Here is a 16,991-nt window from a genome sequence, read left to right as displayed (position 1 = left end):
TCGTGGCGGACATCGGATATCTGGCTTGGGATCTTGCAGAAAAGTACGGAAAGAAGCCGTGCCTGCGGGACGACCACGTCGAACTCACATATGAGGAGTTCGCAGATCGCACGGAAGCTGTTGCCGCGCAATTGGCCGGACTCGGGATCGGACTCGGTGACGTGGTGGCGGTCATGCTGCCCAATCGCGTCGAGTTGCTGATCGCGACCATGGCGGCCTGGCGCATCGGTGCTGCCGCTACCCCCATCAATCCGATGTTCACCGCGAACGAAGCGGATTACCAGATCGCGGACTCCGGGGCCGAGTTGGTCATCACCGCCACTGCCGACGCGCCCTCGGGTGGCCGTGCGGTGTTGGTCGTCGATGATCTTGCGACAGCGCCACCGACGGACCCTCGGCCCGGAATCGATGTTGTAGCAGACGATCTGGCTCTACTCATCTACACCAGCGGTTCCACCGGACGCCCCAAGGGAGTGATGCTCTCGCATGCCAACCTGCAATTCATGGCTTTGTCGATGGGCAAGAACATCGGTGTCACCGGCGCAGATCACTGCCTGCTGATTCTGCCGCTGTTCCACGTCAACGCGATCTGCGTCAGCGTCTTGACGCCCTTGCTCGTCGGCGGACAGGTGAGTGTCACCGGGAAGTTCTCGGTTTCGAGATTCTTCGACGACGTTGCGCGGCTTCGCCCCACGTATTTCTCGGCAGTGCCGGCAATCTACGCGATGCTGACCTCACAGCCGGAAGACTCCTCCATCGACACGTCATCCTTGAGGTTTGCCGTGTGCGGTGCGGCGCCGATCAGCAAGGAACTCCTCGACCGCGCGGAGCAGCGCTTCGGGTTCGTGATCGTGGAGGGTTACGGACTTACCGAGGGGACCTGCGCGTCGGCCTGCAATCCTGTGGACGGCATGCGCAAACTCGGTACGGTCGGACCGGCGTTGCCCGGCCAGCAGATTGCCATTCTTGCCGAGGACGGAACCTTTGCTCCTGTCGGCACTGCCGGAGAGGTGGTCATCAAGGGCGACAACGTGATGCGTGGCTACCACGGCAAGCCGGAGGAGACCGCGAAGACAGTCAGGGACGGTTGGTTGTACACCGGTGACGTCGGAGTCCTGGACGAGGACGGCTACCTGACCCTCGTCGACCGCATCAAGGACATGATCATCCGTGGGGGAGAGAACATCTACCCCAAGGAGATCGAAAACTCTCTCGCCACACATCCTTCCGTGCTCGAGGCCGCCGTCATCGGCGCTCCGCACCAGGTCTACGGAGAGGTGCCAGTTGCCTATGTCGTTGCCTACCCCGATGCACCCGTCACCGAAGACGAACTGCTCGAACATGTCACGGCCTTGCTCACCCGAGTAAAGGTGCCAGTGGCGATCTACGTCGTCGATGCGCTTCCCCGAAACCCGGTGGGCAAGATCGACAAACCTGGAATGAGACGAGCTTTGAGCGCAACTCCCGCTCACTAGTCACTTCCCCGTAATACCAGCACAACTCGACGACGTCCGTCGAGTCGATCCGTCATGCCCACATTCCGTATTTCAGGAGCACATCATGGGATTCAAAGAAGGAAACTTCCCTCCCGTCGATCCGGCAACGTTCATGGACAAGCCGTTTCTCGAGCGTCTGCGTGACATGTCCACGCACTGGGTGGATTACGGCTTCGGTACGCCGAAAATGGTCCACACCGTCTACATCATGAAATTGTTGTTCCTCTACCTGGCAGCTGGAACAGCCGTTGCCACTCTGACTTCCGGCCTCTCGTGGTTCGACGTCGATTCGTGGTGGAACCAGCCGATCGTCTACCAGAAACTCATCATCTGGACGATGATGCTCGAGATGCTGGGCTTGGCAGGATCCTGGGGACCGCTCGCCGGCCACTTCAAGCCGATGACCGGTGGCGTTCTCTACTGGATTCGCCCCGGCACGATTCGCCTGCCACCGTGGCCGGGCAAAGTGCCGCTCACCTCGGGCGACTCCCGCTCGGTGTTCGACGTTTTCATCTATGTCGCCGCAGTCGCCAATCTACTTGTTGCAGCGGTTCTTCCGGGAGTTCACACCACCGGACTCGATTCGGCAATCGCCGACAATGCCGGACTGGTACGCCCGACGGTCTTGTACTCCTTCCTGGTGCTCATGGTGATTCTCGGGTTGCGTGACAAGGTGCCCTTCATCGCTGCACGTAGCGAGCAGTACCTGCCCGCGATCTTCTTCTTCACGTTCCTGCCTTTTGTCGACATGATCCTGGCGCTCAAACTGCTGATCGTCATGGTGTGGATCGGTGCCGGTGTCTCGAAGTTCGGTCGCCACTTCTCGCTGGTGGTCCCCCCGATGCTCAGCAACACGCCGTGGATCCCGTCGAAGAAGATCAAGCGTGCGCACTACCGGAACTTCCCGGAGGATCTGCGGCCTTCGCACCTGGGCGGCGGCGTCGCTCACGTGGCCGGAACGATGGTCGAAATCGTCACCCCGTTGATACTGCTGTTCTCGACGAACAAGACCCTCACGGTCCTTGCCGTGATCCTCATGGTCGGATTCCACCTGTTCATCGCGTCGACTTTCCCGCTGGCAGTTCCGCTCGAATGGAATCTTCTGTTCGCTTACGCCTCGGTCTTCCTGTTCCTGGGATTCCCGGCGTGGGACGGCTACGGACTCGGCGCCATGTCCTCACCGTGGATTACTGCGGGAATCGTTGCAGCCCTTGCCTTCTTCCCGATTCTCGGAAACCTTCGACCCGATCTGGTGTCGTTCCTGCCGTCGATGCGTCAGTACGCCGGCAACTGGGCATCGGCGACGTGGGCTTTCGCGCCGGGCGCCGAAGCCAAGATCGACCAGTGCATCAAGCGTCCGTCGCCGGACACGCGCAATCAGTTGATGACGATGTACCCCGAGGACGTGTCCGACGTCGTTCTGCATCAGTTGTTGGGCTGGCGTTCCATGCACAGCCAGGGGCGTGCGTTGTTCTCTCTGATGATCCGGCACCTCGGTGACGACATCAACACGTACTCGCTGCGCGAAGCCGAGTTCATGTGCAACTCCATCGTCGCCTTCAACTTCGGTGACGGCCACTTGCACGACGCGAAACTGATCGCCGCTATTCAGCGTCGCTGCAATTTCGCACCTGGTGAGTTCCTGGTGACCTGGATCGAATCGCAGCCCATCCACAAGGGAACACAGGAGTACCAGGTGATCGATGCGGCTCTCGGTGTCATCGAACGGGGTACTTTCAAGGTCGCCGACGCAGTCGCCGAACAGCCGTGGTTGCCGAACGGACCCATTCCGTTCGACGTTCAGTGGACACTGGACGTACGGGCCGACCGCGCGGCGACAGATCCGCAGGTCGTCTCCGAACCGAAGATGCGTACGAGGGTCAGCGGTAGCGAGCAAGAGGTGAGTAAGTGACAAAGGCCGTAGTCGTCGGCAGCGGGCCCAATGGGCTCGCTGCCGCGGTACACCTCGCACGTAGCGGTGTGGACGTGCAAGTGCTCGAGGCCGCCGACCAGATCGGCGGAGGCACCCGCTCCGGTCCGATCGACGTACCCGGATTGATCCACGACCACTGCTCGGCGTTTCACCCGATGGGCATCGGCTCGCCGTACCTGTCAAAACTCGACCTCGAGCGATATGGGCTGATCTGGCGATGGGCAGAGGTGGACTGTGCGCATCCGCTCGACGACGGCGACGCGGGCGTTCTGTACCGCTCGCTGGAGCAGACCGCGGCGGGGTTGGGCGCGGACGGGCAGCGATGGCAACGGATGTTCGGTGACTTGTCGACGGGATTCGACGCTCTGGCGTCCGACCTGATGCGCCCGATCGTCAACGTTCCGCGCCATCCGTTGCGGCTTGCGGCTTTCGGCCCGCGAGCACTGCTTCCGGCAACCGTGACCGCGAAACTGTGGAAGACGGAGAAGGGCAGAGCGCTGTTCGGCGGGGTCGCCGCGCACGCGTTCTATCCGCTCAACCGTCCGGCCACATCGGCGGTGGGGTTGATGATCACGGCGGCCGGTCACCGCTACGGGTGGCCGGTAGCCGAGGGAGGTTCGCGTTCGATCACCGACGCCATGGCGGCGATGCTTCTCGATCACGGTGGCAAGGTCGACACCGGCGTTCGGATACGCACTGCCTCCGAGATTCCTGACGCCGATGTTGTTCTGCTGGATGTCAATCCGGGTGGTGCGCTCGAAATCCTGGGTGATCGTCTCCCCGGCCGAGTGGCGAAGGCCTATCGAAAGTTCAAGCAGGCTCCCGGGGCCTTCAAGGTTGATTTCGTCATCGAAGGCCATGTGCCGTGGACCAATCCGGATTGCGCTCGGGCCGGAACAGTCCACCTGGCAGGTAGTTTCGAGGAGATCGTGGCAGCTGAGCGTGACACGAATTCAGGCCGTATGCCGGACCGACCGTTTGTGCTTCTCGGTCAGCAATACCTGGCTGATCCCACCCGCTCTGCCGGGAACATTCATCCGTTGTACGCCTATGCCCATGTGCCTCACGGCTACGCCGGCGATGCTACGGAGGCGATAACTCGTCAGATCGAGAGGTTTGCACCAGGGTTCCGGGAACAGATCGTCGCGACGTCGAGTCGTAGCACCTCTGACCTGGCACAGGACAATCCGAATCAGGTAGGCGGCGACATCATCGGAGGTGCCAACACCGAGCTGCAGGTTGTCCTGCGTCCGCGTATTGCAGTCGATCCGTACAGCACTGGGATCGAGGGCACCTACCTGTGCTCGGCCTCGACCCCGCCGGGTGCCGGAGCGCATGGAATGTGCGGGTACAACGCGGCAGAGTCGGCACTGAAGTACCTGCGGCGGAAGGGTGCAGAGGTTCTGTGAGTAGCCCATCGCACAAGGAGCGAGGCGCCGGTGCAATGCGGCGCCTCGCCCGGGTGCCTGCAGCCGCGGAGCCGGAAGTGCTTGCCGTAGTTGCCGAATTGGCGCGGCGACTCGACGCGCGCAGTGCCGATATCGCGCGTGAGATGGCTTTCATGATGGCGCACGAAATCGACCAGTTGGACGCAGATGCCAATCTGCTCGAAATGCTCGAGGCCAGCGTGCAGGGAAACATCACGACGATCATCCACGTATTGGCCAACGACATTCCGATCGATCATCTCCAACCGACTACTGCCGCAGTGGAATACGCTCTGCGGTTGGCGCAACGCGACGTTCCGTCCAACTCTCTCGTTCGCGCCTACCATATGGGCCAAGGCGATCTGATGCGAATCTGTCACGACGAGATCAGCACACTGGATATTCCGGCACGACTCACTTTGGCTGTCCTGAAACACACTTCGGATGTGGTCTACAGCTACATCGACTGGATCACGCTCTACGTTTTCGACGCATACGAGCGGGAACGCAGTCGATGGATGGCAGCGCAGGGAAATCTCCATTCGGCCGCGATCCACGCCCTCCTGTCCGGCACCAACGCAGATACCGCTGCTTTCGAAGCGGAGACCGGATACCGCCTTGGTCAGAACCACGTCGCCCTGGTGGTCTGGTCGACGTGGGATGCAGACGTCATGGGCATCAACACCCTGGACCGACTCGTACGCGATCTCGGCGCGGCGGCGGGAGCAGACAAGCCGCCGATCATCACCGCCATCGATCGACGCACCGTGTGGGCGTGGTTGCCCTTCGGTCGACGGGTGCCTGCGGCGGATCCGGAAGTTCTCGCGGCGGCAGTGCCGTTGGACGGCGGAGCGCGGGTGGCAATCGGACTGCCAGGTTCAGGGGTCGAAGGATTCAAGCGGTCCCACGAACAGGCTACTGCAGCCTATTCCGTTGCTGCCGTGCCGGATACGCCGCAGCGTCCCGTGGTGAGTTTCGGGGACCGAGGCATAGCCGTGGTATCACTCCTCTCGGAAAACATCGATGCTACGAAGTCATGGGTCTGGGAGGTACTTGGTCCGTTGGCGGACGATACACCTTCTGCCGCATCCTTACGGACGACGCTGAGCGTGTATTTCGCCCACGGGGAAAGTCATCTGCACACGGCCAATTACATGAACTTGCACCGCAATACGGTGAAATATCGTATCAACAAGGCGCTCGGCGATCCTGTTGCTGCGGGTCGAGACAAGTTGGATCTCGCTCTGGCGCTGCAGGTTTGTGAGTTGTTGGGTAGATCGGTCTTGCGTCCCGCTCGAACATTGTGAGTATTGGATGCGGCATGGCCTGTGGGCTCCGTATCGGGTTTTGATGTCCGATGCGGAGCCTGGCCCTGTTCTGTTGTCCCCGAGAAGCTGTTCTCAGGTTTTGAAGGTGGTGTTCGCCGGCCGTGGGTGCTGCCCGGGGTCGATCGAGGGTGGTGGGATGAACCAGGGTTTGTTGTCGGCTCCGATTCGGATTTCCCATTTTCCGACGAACCCGGTCTTGCGGTGCATCAGCCGGTGGTGCGAGCGGCACAGCAGGACAAGGTTGTTCATCACCGTAGGGCCACCGTTAGCCCAGTGCCGGATATGGTGCGCATCAGTCCACGCCGGAACACATGAACACCCCGGGAACGCACAGCCCTTGTCGCGGGCAATCAACGCGACTCGTTGTTCGGCGGTGACCAACCGTTTTCCGGGTTTCGCATCGAGCGGTGCGCCGTGATCGTCGAGTAGGACGGTCGACAGGAAGCAGTCGCACCCGAGGAGCCTGGTCTGCGAGACGGACAGTGGCCCGAGCCAGGGCATGTGCCCCACATCGAGATCCGACTGAGACTCTCCACCATCATCGGAGGGTGTTGCGGCGCAGTCGCGGTGCTCGGCGAGGTCGCGGGCGTTGATGTGCACGTTCACGTGTGGGCGTTGGCCTCCGTCGGTACCGGTTTTGGCGCAGTCGAGGTAGCGGCGGATCAGTTCGGTGAACCCGTCCGAGGTTCGCTTCGCCGCGGACCGGGCGTCGGGGGTTCCGTCCGGTGCTGGGGTGGGCATCGTCAGATTCGACAGGGCGGAGAGCAGCATTTCGCCGGTGAGGGCGTCGAAATCTCCGCGGACCACCACCCGACCGTTCAATGTCGAGGCGATCCGGAGCTCGTTGCGATCGACATCTTCGGCGGGCGGAATCTCATCCGATTCGAACAACCGCTCCAAGGTTGCGATGACGTGCCGCACCTTCGTCGTCGTCGCTTCCACACCCGACGCAGCCGCGAGCAGCAGGTCGATGCACTTCGGTAGCGCTTCGTCAGGCATGCCTTTAGGTGGGGATTCACAGAACGAGACGATCAGCGCGGCGTGCTCGAAGGAGCAATCCCCGTCATCGAAGCCTGCCGCTACGGCCGGGAACGCGCGCAGCGCCGCACCGAGGGCGGCGATCTTCTTCCCGTCTCGAACCTGCAGCATCGTGTTCGCCGTCAACCAGCAACCCACTCCGCGGCTGGCAATCACCTGATCATCCGGGCGCATCGAGAGTTCGTCCACCACCGCCACCCGAACGGCTTCCAGGCGCAGAATCTCCGCACTTACCTCGATAGCAGCCTCACGTAGCTCGGCGGCAGTCAACTGCCACAGACGTCCGCGCAACCCCACCGCAGAACCAGACACCACGTCCGATGATGTGTCGATGCTCATTGAATCCCCCGATCCCCACCCCCAACAATACTCGAACATGCGTTCGAGTCAAGAGCCTGTTGAAGCTCAACTTTCTAGGAGTGTTTCTCGGGTCGCATTCCGAGAATTGCAGAGGGACTGCCTATTTGATGTGTTGTGCGACTGGCATATTCTTTCCGTTCCAGCCAACTGCGGCGGATTGCCATGCTTGGCAAGCGAGAGCACATCGGGGCCAAGAGGTTGATGTAAGTGAGCCGTGTTGTGCATGGGATCGGCCTGACTCTGCGATGTCAGCGGGTTGTCATACTGTGGTCGAGTGACTTCGCCGTGGACAGCTGGGCAGGTGGCATCGGTAGCTCCCGACGCCGCATCGCTGGCGGCTGCGCGCAAGTTGGTTGGATCGTGGAGCCACGCCGGTAACAAGGGCCTCGCGCTCTGGGGGCTGTGCCAGGGAAGCGGCTCGAAGCCGTATCAAGCTGTGGTTGACCTGCGCGGCCCTGCATACAAGTGCTCGTGCCCCAGTCGGAAGTTTCCGTGCAAACATGCCCTGGGGCTGCTGGTGGAATGGTCGGAAGGGCGAGTGCCTTCGGCGGACGAGCCGGCCGACTTCGCTGCCGAGTGGTTGTTGCGCCGTGAGGAAAAGGCCGATACCAGCGCCGAGACCGCCGGCGACGAGGCACCCAAGAAGACTCGCGACCCGGCAACAGCGCAGAAGCGCGCCGACCGCGTTGCGAGTGGTCTCGTCGAATTGGACCTGTGGATCACCGATCAGATCCGGAGTGGTCTGGCGGCGATGGACACGTCCTGGGCGGGCCTCGACGCAGTCGCCGCTCGAATGGTGGATGCTCAGGCGCCCGGTATTGCAGGCACGCTTCGAGCATTGGCGGGAACCGCGGAATCTAACGAAAACTGGCCCGAGAAAGTCCTCGACGAGTTGGCTCGGTTGCGCCTGCTGGTCGCTGCGCATCAGAAGCTGCCCGGGCTGCCGGAAGATCTTGCCCATTCAGTGAAAGCGCACGTCGGCTATCCCGTCTCCGCCGACAGCGTGATGGAATCGACTCCGGTGCGCGAGAACTGGATGGTTCTCGGTTTCGGGATCACCGAGGAGAAGCGCCTGTTCACCCGAACTGTGTGGATGCTCGGCAGGAATTCGAGACGTTGGGCCACGCTGCTCGACTTCTCACATGGGTCACCCAACTTTTCCACCGAAACGCCGCTAGTCGGGTATCTGGTCGACGCCGATGTTCATTTCTATCCCGGTGCGTCGGCTTTGCGCGCCCGGTTGGGAGCAACGCATGGCGAACCGGAGCCCTTCGCGACCATGCCGTCCGGAAGCATCGACGCTGCGTTGCAGCAGTTTACCGATGCGCTCGCGGCAGATCCATGGCTGCGGTCGTGGCCGGCAGTGATCAGTTCGGTGGTCCCCTCGTTCGTCGACGGCGCCTGGTTTCTCGTCGACGAATCGGGCACAGCGATTCGGGCAGAGGGCGATTCGGACCTACTGTGGAAATTGCTGGGCATTTCCGGTGGCTACCCGGTCACGGTCTGTGGAACGTGGAATGCGCAGGCTCTTACCCCGATCTCTGTTTTCACGGGAGGACAGGTGATCGTCCTGTGAGCACATTGATTTCGGCTGCGCTTCTCGGGACGGCCAGAACAGCAACAACATTCGAGGACCTTCCGGCCGACGTGCGCGCCTACGCGTGCGAACTATACGGAGATCCTGCCGAGTTGCTTCTCGCAGCAGTCGCGCTGGAGCGGGCGTACCGCCGTGGCGGTGCGGGTTCCACCACGGCGACGGTGCCGACGCCTGCTCCAGACGATGCGCGATTCACGCTGCCGGAATCGTCATCCGCACATCTGCTGTCGATGCTCGCTGCCAAGGCGACCTTGCTCGACGAATGGTTCATCGTCGCGTTGGCGCACAACTACCGTGCGCCTGATCATCTTGTTGCCGAACTGCTTTCCTTTGCTCGGGCGAGCGAGACTCACCGTGAGAGTATTCTGCAGCTGGTCGGCGAGCGGGGTCGTTGGCTTGCCACGCAAAACCCCGTGTGGAGCAAGCTCGTCCGAACCAGGGATGCAAACCCAGATGTGTGGCGCCACGGAAGTTCGTCCCAGCGCACGCAGTGGCTGATAGACACTCGTCGAACTGACCCCGCGCTGGCGCTGGCCGAACTCCGAAAGTCGTGGGCGACCGAGCGTGGCGAACAGAAGGCTGCGTTCGTCGTGGCGCTGGCAAACGGACTGAGCGCGGATGATCAACCATTGTTGGAGGAAGCACTCGACGACCGTCGCAAGGACGTGCGACGCTCAGCGGTGGAGGTACTTGGACGACTCCCCGAATCGGAGTTCGGGGAGAGAATGGCTGCTCGGGTTCAGAAATGGGTGCGGGTGGAACGGAAACTCCTTCGGTCCACGCTTGTCATCGTGCCGCCTGCGGAAGTCGATGCAGCGGCGAGACGAGACGGCATCGAAGACCGGCCGAATCCACACACCGACTATCGCGCCGAGTACGTCCGTCAAGCGATCAGTTCTGCACCTTTGTCCCTGTGGAACAACATGATCGGTGGACCCGACAAGGTTTTGGGGATGAGCGTCGACGAAGGTTGGGAGCCGATCCTTCATGACGCTTGGTCCAACGCTGCAGTGGCGCAGAACAATGCGGAATGGGCTCTGGAACTCTTTCGCATGCGAGGCGTGGCCACCGATCGTCGACTTCTCCCATTGGTGCCCGTCAAGGCGCTGGCGGATCTGTTGAGGTCCGGAAACGGGGATGCCAATGTTCTGCACCCGGGCCGGGCAGCGATCTACGACGCTCTGCGAGGTCCATGGCCCGAGGACATCACCCGGGCAGTCGTGGCTCAGTGGGAACGAGTTGCGGCCAGACGGGCCGATGGGGGCGCCAAGGCCGGCGAATTCTCACGTTACAAGTACGTGGCCTCGCTGCGCCTCGCCGAGACTCGATTTCCCTACAGCGCAGTAACTTTGCTGGACCGGGCGGCGGAGCGTGCTCGTGACCCGGACTGGCGACAAACCTTCGCCAGAACGGCCAGTGCCATCACCCACCGCAAGACTCTGCTCGAGGAGCTCAAGTGACTGACAGCGTAACCGTGCCCGCCGGGGAACCGGCAAAGCTCGCGGAACCGGCAAAGCTGATGCGGCCCCACGCAGAGCAGGAGTACGCGCTCGAACTCGCGGCGCTTGCCGCGCAGGACACCCGCCCGCGCCCACCGTCGTGGAACTTGTCGCCGTGGGCTGTGGTGACGTATCTGTTGGGTGGCACTCTCGATGACGGAACAGTCATTTCGCCGAAGTACGTCGGTCCGCGGCGGTTGATGGAAGTGGCTGTCGCAACTCTTGCCACCGATCGGGCGCTTTTGTTGTTGGGGGTGCCCGGAACAGCCAAGACCTGGGTCTCCGAGCATCTTTCGGCGGCAATCTCGGGCGCGTCGACGCTCCTGGTTCAAGGTACGTCCGGTACTCCCGAGGAAGCTATCCGCTACGGCTGGAATTACGCCCGCCTACTTGCGGAAGGACCGACGGCAGGTGCGTTGGTGCATTCTCCAGTGATGACCGCGATGGAAACCGGGAAGATCGCTCGTGTCGAAGAGTTGACGCGTATTCCCGCCGATGTGCAGGACGCGCTCATCACCATTCTCTCCGAGAAGACGTTGCCGGTACCGGAACTGGGCATCGAGGTGCAGGCAGCCAAGGGCTTCAATCTGATCGCAACCGCCAACGATCGTGATCGCGGTGTCAACGATCTGTCGTCGGCATTGCGTCGACGGTTCAATACCGTTGTCCTGCCGTTGCCGGCCAGTGAGGAGGACGAGGTGGCTATCGTGGCGCGCCGAGTCGAACAGCTGGGCGCAGCACTGGAATTGCCGACGACCCCCGCAGCAGCCGAGGAAATTCGCCGGGTCGTCACAGTGTTCCGGGAACTACGATCGGGAACTACCACCGACGGCCGCACCAAACTGAAGTCCCCCTCGGGAACCCTCTCGACGGCGGAGGCTATCTCGGTGGTCACCAATGGTCTGGCGCTGTCCGCGCATTTCGGGGACGGTGTATTGCGGGCGTCCGACGTCGCTGCCGGAATCCTGGGTTCGGTGATCAAGGATCCGGTCGCAGACAAGGTCGTGTGGAACGAGTACCTCGAGGCTGTAGTGCGTGAGCGCGGAGAGTGGTCCGACTTCTACCGGGCATGCCGCGAGGTCACCGGGTGACCATCGCCATTCCGGACCTGCGTGTCAGGGTCTTCGGTATCCGTCACCACGGCCCGGGATCTGCCCGTTCGGTTCGGCAAGGTCTGGAAGAGTTTTCGCCCGACGTCGTCCTGATCGAAGGGCCTTCGGATGCAGACCCGTTGGTGATGCTGGCGGCATCCGAGTCGATGGAACCGCCGATTGCGTTGCTTGCGTACGCCACTGGTGAACCGTCGAAGGCGGCTTTCTGGCCATTTGCGGTGTTTTCACCCGAGTGGCAAGCGCTGCAGTGGGCTGCGAACAACGGTGTGCAGGCACGGTTCTGCGACCTGCCCGCGTTCAACGTGTTGGCGGATCAGGGGATTCGTACTACACGCGAGGGTGATCCTCTGGCTGAACTGGCGTCGGCCGCGGGTTTCGACGATACCGAACGCTGGTGGGATTCGGTGATCGAATCGAGCTCGGGCGCAGACTCTTTCGATGCGATCACCGAGGCGATGGAGGCGCTGCGTGAAACCGTACCGATCGACGAGGAGACAGCGCATCGCGAAGCGTACATGCGCCAAGTGCTGCGGAAGACGTTGAAAGAAGGCGCTGAGAGGGTCGCCGTCGTCTGCGGTGCGTGGCACGCGCCGGCGTTGGTCGGTGCCTTGGGTCCTGCAGCCCCCGATGCCCGCATTCTCAAAGGAATGTCCAAGGTCAAGACGTCGCTGACGTGGGTTCCCTGGACACATTCACGCCTTGCGTCGGCATCGGGTTACGGCGCCGGAATCACGTCGCCGGGTTGGTATCACCATCTGTTCACCGCGAACGACAAGGCGATCACCCGGTGGCTCACCAAAGTTGCCCGGGTGCTCAGAGACGAGGACCTTCCGATCTCGAGTGCCCACGTCATCGAGGCTGTCCGGTTGGCAGACACGTTGGCAGCACTGCGTTCTCGCCCCTTAGCGGGATTGTCGGAAGTTACCGAGGCCACGAGGTCGGTGATGTGCGACGGCAACGATGTTCTCCTGGATCTGATCACGCGGAGGCTCGTTGTGGGCGAAGCACTGGGCGCCGTGCCCGAGGAGACGCCGACAGTCCCACTCGAAGCAGACCTGCGCGCACGTTCGAAGACTTTGCGGCTCAAACAACAAGCAGGGGCAAAGGATCTCGATCTGGACCTGCGACGCGACATCGACGTCGAGCGTTCCCAGTTCCTGCACCGTCTGGGAATTCTCGAGATCGATTGGGGGACTCCGGCCGACAGTGAGGTCCGTTCCACCGGAACCTTCCGAGAAACCTGGGCACTGCAATGGAAACCCGAATTCTCGGTGTCGGTGATCGAGGCGTCGCTGTGGGGTACGACGGTGGCCGAAGCGGCAGCGTCGCGGGTCGTCTCGAAGATTCACGAACCGGAAATCACTCTTGCTTCACTCATCGAACTGCTGGAGGACTCGCTGCTGGCAAACCTTCCCGCCGCGCTGTCCGCCGTGTTGGAAAGCGTGAAAACGGTTGCAGCGCTGGATCATGACGTGTCACATCTGATGGCCGCGCTGCCCACGCTGACCCGAACACTGCGATACGGCGACGTGCGCGGAACCGACGTGTCGGCGTTGATCGACGTCGCCGACAGCTTGCTGATCCGAATTTGCACCGGCCTCGCAGTCGCCGTCACCGGGTTGGACGATCCCAGCGCCGAGGAGTTTCGCGATCACCTCGACAAGGTGCACTCGGCAGTCATGGTCCGTGACGACAGTGATGCGAGCGCACGGTGGTTGCAGGCGATGGCCGGGGTGATCGACCGTGACGATGTCAACGGGCTTCTCGTCGGCCGGATGGTGCGGCTACTGCGCGACAGCGGTTCCATTACGGAAACCGCTGCGGCTCAGCGTTTGTCTCGGGCCCTTTCGGTGGGAAGCGCACCAACCGCCAAGGCTGGGTGGGTCGACGGGTTTCTCGGCGGAGGAGGGCTTGTGCTCGTTCACGATCGAGCGCTGCTCACTCTGATCGACACGTGGGTTCGCCAACTTCGTGAGCAGGATTTCATCGACACGCTTCCGTTGCTTCGACGCACGTTCGGAGCCTTCGAAGCAGGGGAACGTCGGGCGATCGGTCAGGCGGTCAGAGGCGGACGACGCGTCGAAACGACAGTGGAGACCGATGCTCGACGCGGCAGAGCGGCAATGGCGGTCGTTGCGGACATCTTGGGGGTGGGCGCATGAGCGACGACGATCAGCGCCTTCGACGCTGGAGATTGATGCTCGGGGAATCCGCCGAAGAATCGACGGGTGGGCTGGGCCAACCGGGCGACAGTCGAATGGATGCAGCTCTTGCCGCACTCTACGATTCGTCCGGCCCGACCAAGGGGCGACGCCGCTCAGCCGGATTGGGGGCGTCGGCGCCGTCCGTCGCCAGATGGCTCGGCGATATCCGGACGTACTTTCCCAGCACGGTGGTGCAGGTGATGCAGAAGGACGCGATCGACCGACTGGGTTTGGCGCAGTTGCTGCTTGAACCGGAACTGCTCGACGCGGTCGAACCCGATGTGCACCTGGTCGGGACCCTCCTGAGCCTCAATCAGGTCATGCCGGAGGCCAGCAAGGCAACTGCTCGGATGGTCGTCGGCAAGGTGGTTCGCGAAGTCGAGGAGCGAATCGCACAGAAAACGAAGGCTGCAGTTACCGGCGCACTCAATCGGACGGCCAGAACGTCGAATCCGAAGCTGCGCGACATCGACTGGAACCGAACCATCCGAGCAAATCTGTCGCACTACCTTCCGGAGTATCGAACCGTCGTCCCGGAGCGGCTCGTCGGGTATGGCCGAAAGTCGAAATCCGTGCAGCGCGACGTGGTCCTCGCGATCGACCAATCGGGTTCGATGGCGTCCAGCGTCGTCTACGCATCGGTGTTCGGCGCGGTGTTGGCATCGATGCAGGCGCTGAAGACTTCGCTCGTCGTTTTCGACACCGCCGTCGTTGACTTGACAGACAAACTGTCCGATCCCGTTGACGTCCTGTTCGGGGCTCAACTCGGTGGCGGCACAGATATCAACCGCGCGATCGCGTACAGCCAGTCCTTGATTTCGCGTCCCGCCGAGTCGATGTTCGTCCTCATCTCCGACCTTTACGAGGGCGGTATCCGCAACGAGATGTTGCGCCGCATGGCGGCCATGAAGACCTCCGGCGTTCAGGTCGTGGTTCTACTGGCGCTTTCGGACGACGGGGCACCGTCGTTCGATCACGACAATGCGGCGGCGCTCAGTGCCCTCGGCATTCCCGCGTTTGCGTGCACGCCGGACAAGTTTCCGGAACTGCTGGCGGTGGCTCTGGAACGCGGGGACGTATCGGCCTGGGCGGATCAGCTGACTCTCGAACAGCACTGACCGGTCTGCTTCGAGGACCTGAACACCGGGTATACCCGCACGATGGGTGAGGGACAGGTTGCTGGTTCGACGATGCAGGCGGGTTCGGGACTGGTTCTCACGGTGTTGGCGAGCAGCCAGTTCCTGATGACCCTGGACAGCTCGGTCATGAACGTTTCGATGGCAACCGTCGCCGAGGACGTCGGCACGAGCATTACCGGCATTCAAACCGCGATCACGCTGTACACCCTGGTCATGGCGACTCTGATGATCACGGGCAGCAAGGTGGGGTCGATGATGGGCCGTCGTAGAGCCTTCGCACTCGGCTTGGTCATCTACGGCGCTGGTTCTCTGACGACTGCGCTCGCTCCGAATCTCGCGGTCCTGCTGATTGGATGGTCGTTCCTCGAAGGCGTCGGTGCGGCGCTCATCATGCCCGCGATCGTCGCGCTGGTCGCCACCAACTTCACTGCGGAGAAGCGTCCGGCGGCCTACGGCCTCGTCGCTGCAGCCGGCGCGATAGCCGTGGCAGTGGGGCCGCTGATCGGCGGCGCGGCGACGACATTTGCGTCGTGGCGTTACGTGTTCGTCGGCGAAGTCGTGATCGTTGTCCTGATCTTGCTGGTGCTCAGCAAGGTGGTCGACGTCCCACCGTCGAAGTCGCGCCTCGACTACTTCGGGTCGGTCCTGTCTGTGGTGGGCCTGGGCATGATCGTCTTCGCTGTTCTGCGTTCGAGCGAGTGGGGTTGGGTTCAGGCGAAACCCGACGGGCCACAGCTGGTGGGGCTTTCACCGGTGGTGTGGCTGCTGATCGCCGGGCTTCTTGTCGTATACGGATTCCTGCGCTGGGAGGGGCGCTTGGCCGCTATGGGGAAAGAACCGTTGCTTGATCCGGCGATGCTGCGAAACCGCGAGCTCAGTGGCGGGCTTTCCATGTTCTTCGCGCAGTTTCTGGTCCAGGCGGGCGTGTTCTTTGCGGTCCCGTTGTTCTTGTCCGTAGTTCTGGAACTCAGCGCCCTCGAGACGGGAGTTCGCATCCTGCCGTTGTCGGCGGCGCTCGTGTTGGCTGCGATCGGTATTCCGAAGCTGCGGCCTACCGCGAATCCGCGGCGCGTGGTCCGGGTCGGATTGTTGGTCATGATCTTCGGCATCTTGATGCTCGTGGCGGGCATGGACCCCGGAGCCAACGCGGCGGTCGTGATGATCCCCATGCTGTTCATGGGTTTCGGCTTGGGCTGCCTGTCTTCGCAGCTCGGAGCGGTCACCGTGTCGGCGGTCCCGGACGATCGCAGTACCGAGGTCGGCGGGCTGCAGAACACTGCCACGAACCTGGGCGCATCATTGGGGACCGCGCTGATCGGATCAGTTCTCATTGCAACTCTCACGACATCAGCGATTGCCGGGATCGAAGACAACCCGGCAGTTCCGACCTCGGTGCAGCAGCAAGCGAGCACCGACCTGGACTCGGGCGTGCCCTTCTTGTCGACGACGCAACTTCGATCAGCTCTCAGTGATGCCGGTGTCGCCGAATCCACGGCGGACGCGATCGTGAATGTGAACGAAGATGCCAGGTTGGACGCGTTGCGTGTCGCCTTTGCCGTGGCAGCGCTGCTCGCGATCGCTGCGTTGTTCCCCACCTCTCGTATCCCCCGCGTCGCGGTCGGCGACAAGCGTGCATCAAGCTAATATTCAGCAATTGTTTGTCATGCTGGAATATCGGTCGATCGAACTCTGGATATAGTGATCTGCGCCCAATCGTTTCGTCAGATGGCTACCGTTGTGAAGGAAACAAGCAGCGAGTCTGAAACACTGACGTTTCACCGGATAAGGGTTCGGTGGGGAGCCAGGGGAGGTTCGGATGGGCAGGCGAGCGGTTTTGACGCCCGCTGATGGCGCCTGC

Annotated in this window: 11 protein-coding genes; 10 read left to right on the top strand and 1 reads right to left on the bottom strand. The window is 62.1% G+C overall.

Annotation, left to right across the window (positions count from 1 at the left end; translation table 11 throughout):
• The first annotated feature begins 2 nt into the window (after nucleotides 1-2).
• From R4P65_RS07855 to R4P65_RS07840, 4 genes are all read left to right on the top strand, one after another.
• On the top strand, nucleotides 3-1,475 hold the full coding sequence (locus R4P65_RS07855; RefSeq protein ID WP_317826074.1) for a class I adenylate-forming enzyme family protein: 1,473 nt from the start codon (nucleotides 3-5) through the stop codon (nucleotides 1,473-1,475).
• A gap of 85 nt (nucleotides 1,476-1,560) precedes the next feature.
• Nucleotides 1,561-3,408, top strand: coding sequence for a DUF3556 domain-containing protein (locus R4P65_RS07850; RefSeq protein WP_317826073.1), 1,848 nt, complete (start codon nucleotides 1,561-1,563; stop codon nucleotides 3,406-3,408).
• Nucleotides 3,405-4,838: an NAD(P)/FAD-dependent oxidoreductase gene (locus R4P65_RS07845; protein WP_317826072.1), complete on the top strand. Its 1,434-nt coding sequence runs from the start codon at nucleotides 3,405-3,407 to the stop codon at nucleotides 4,836-4,838. The genes R4P65_RS07850 and R4P65_RS07845 overlap by 4 nt, the downstream gene beginning before the upstream one ends.
• A 35-nt stretch (nucleotides 4,839-4,873) precedes the next feature.
• Nucleotides 4,874-6,163, top strand: coding sequence for a PucR family transcriptional regulator (locus R4P65_RS07840; RefSeq protein ID WP_317826143.1), 1,290 nt, complete (start codon nucleotides 4,874-4,876; stop codon nucleotides 6,161-6,163).
• A 93-nt stretch (nucleotides 6,164-6,256) separates the two neighbouring features.
• On the opposite strand, the gene R4P65_RS07835 is transcribed toward R4P65_RS07840, so the two are convergent.
• Entirely contained in the window at nucleotides 6,257-7,561 is a 1,305-nt protein-coding gene (locus R4P65_RS07835) for an HNH endonuclease signature motif containing protein (protein ID WP_317826070.1), read from the bottom strand.
• Between the two features lie 295 nt (nucleotides 7,562-7,856).
• Here R4P65_RS07835 and R4P65_RS07830 point away from each other — a divergent pair, with 295 nt between their 5' ends.
• From R4P65_RS07830 to R4P65_RS07805, 6 genes are read left to right on the top strand one after another with little or no spacing between them, the layout of a single operon-like run.
• Nucleotides 7,857-9,158 (top strand): SWIM zinc finger domain-containing protein, encoded by a 1,302-nt coding sequence (locus R4P65_RS07830; RefSeq protein ID WP_317826069.1) that lies wholly within the window; start codon nucleotides 7,857-7,859, stop codon nucleotides 9,156-9,158.
• Entirely contained in the window at nucleotides 9,155-10,639 is a 1,485-nt protein-coding gene (locus R4P65_RS07825; protein WP_317826068.1) for a DUF5691 domain-containing protein, read from the top strand. The genes R4P65_RS07830 and R4P65_RS07825 overlap by 4 nt, the downstream gene beginning before the upstream one ends.
• Nucleotides 10,640-10,698: 59 nt before the next feature.
• Entirely contained in the window at nucleotides 10,699-11,769 is a 1,071-nt protein-coding gene (locus R4P65_RS07820; protein WP_317826142.1) for an AAA family ATPase, read from the top strand.
• Complete coding sequence (locus R4P65_RS07815; RefSeq protein WP_317826066.1) at nucleotides 11,748-13,952, top strand: DUF5682 family protein; 2,205 nt, start codon at nucleotides 11,748-11,750, stop codon at nucleotides 13,950-13,952. Before R4P65_RS07820 ends, R4P65_RS07815 begins: the two co-directional genes overlap by 22 nt.
• Nucleotides 13,949-15,112: a VWA domain-containing protein gene (locus R4P65_RS07810; RefSeq protein ID WP_317826065.1), complete on the top strand. Its 1,164-nt coding sequence runs from the start codon at nucleotides 13,949-13,951 to the stop codon at nucleotides 15,110-15,112. The genes R4P65_RS07815 and R4P65_RS07810 overlap by 4 nt, the downstream gene beginning before the upstream one ends.
• A gap of 42 nt (nucleotides 15,113-15,154) precedes the next feature.
• Entirely contained in the window at nucleotides 15,155-16,777 is a 1,623-nt protein-coding gene (locus R4P65_RS07805) for an MFS transporter (RefSeq protein WP_317826064.1), read from the top strand.
• The last annotated feature ends 214 nt before the right edge of the window (nucleotides 16,778-16,991 follow it).

The organism is Rhodococcus sp. IEGM 1318 (assembly GCF_033142465.1).
GTDB classification, from domain to species: Bacteria; Actinomycetota; Actinomycetes; order Mycobacteriales; family Mycobacteriaceae; genus Rhodococcus_F; species Rhodococcus_F qingshengii_B.
This window is presented reverse-complemented; position numbering and strand designations above follow the sequence as displayed.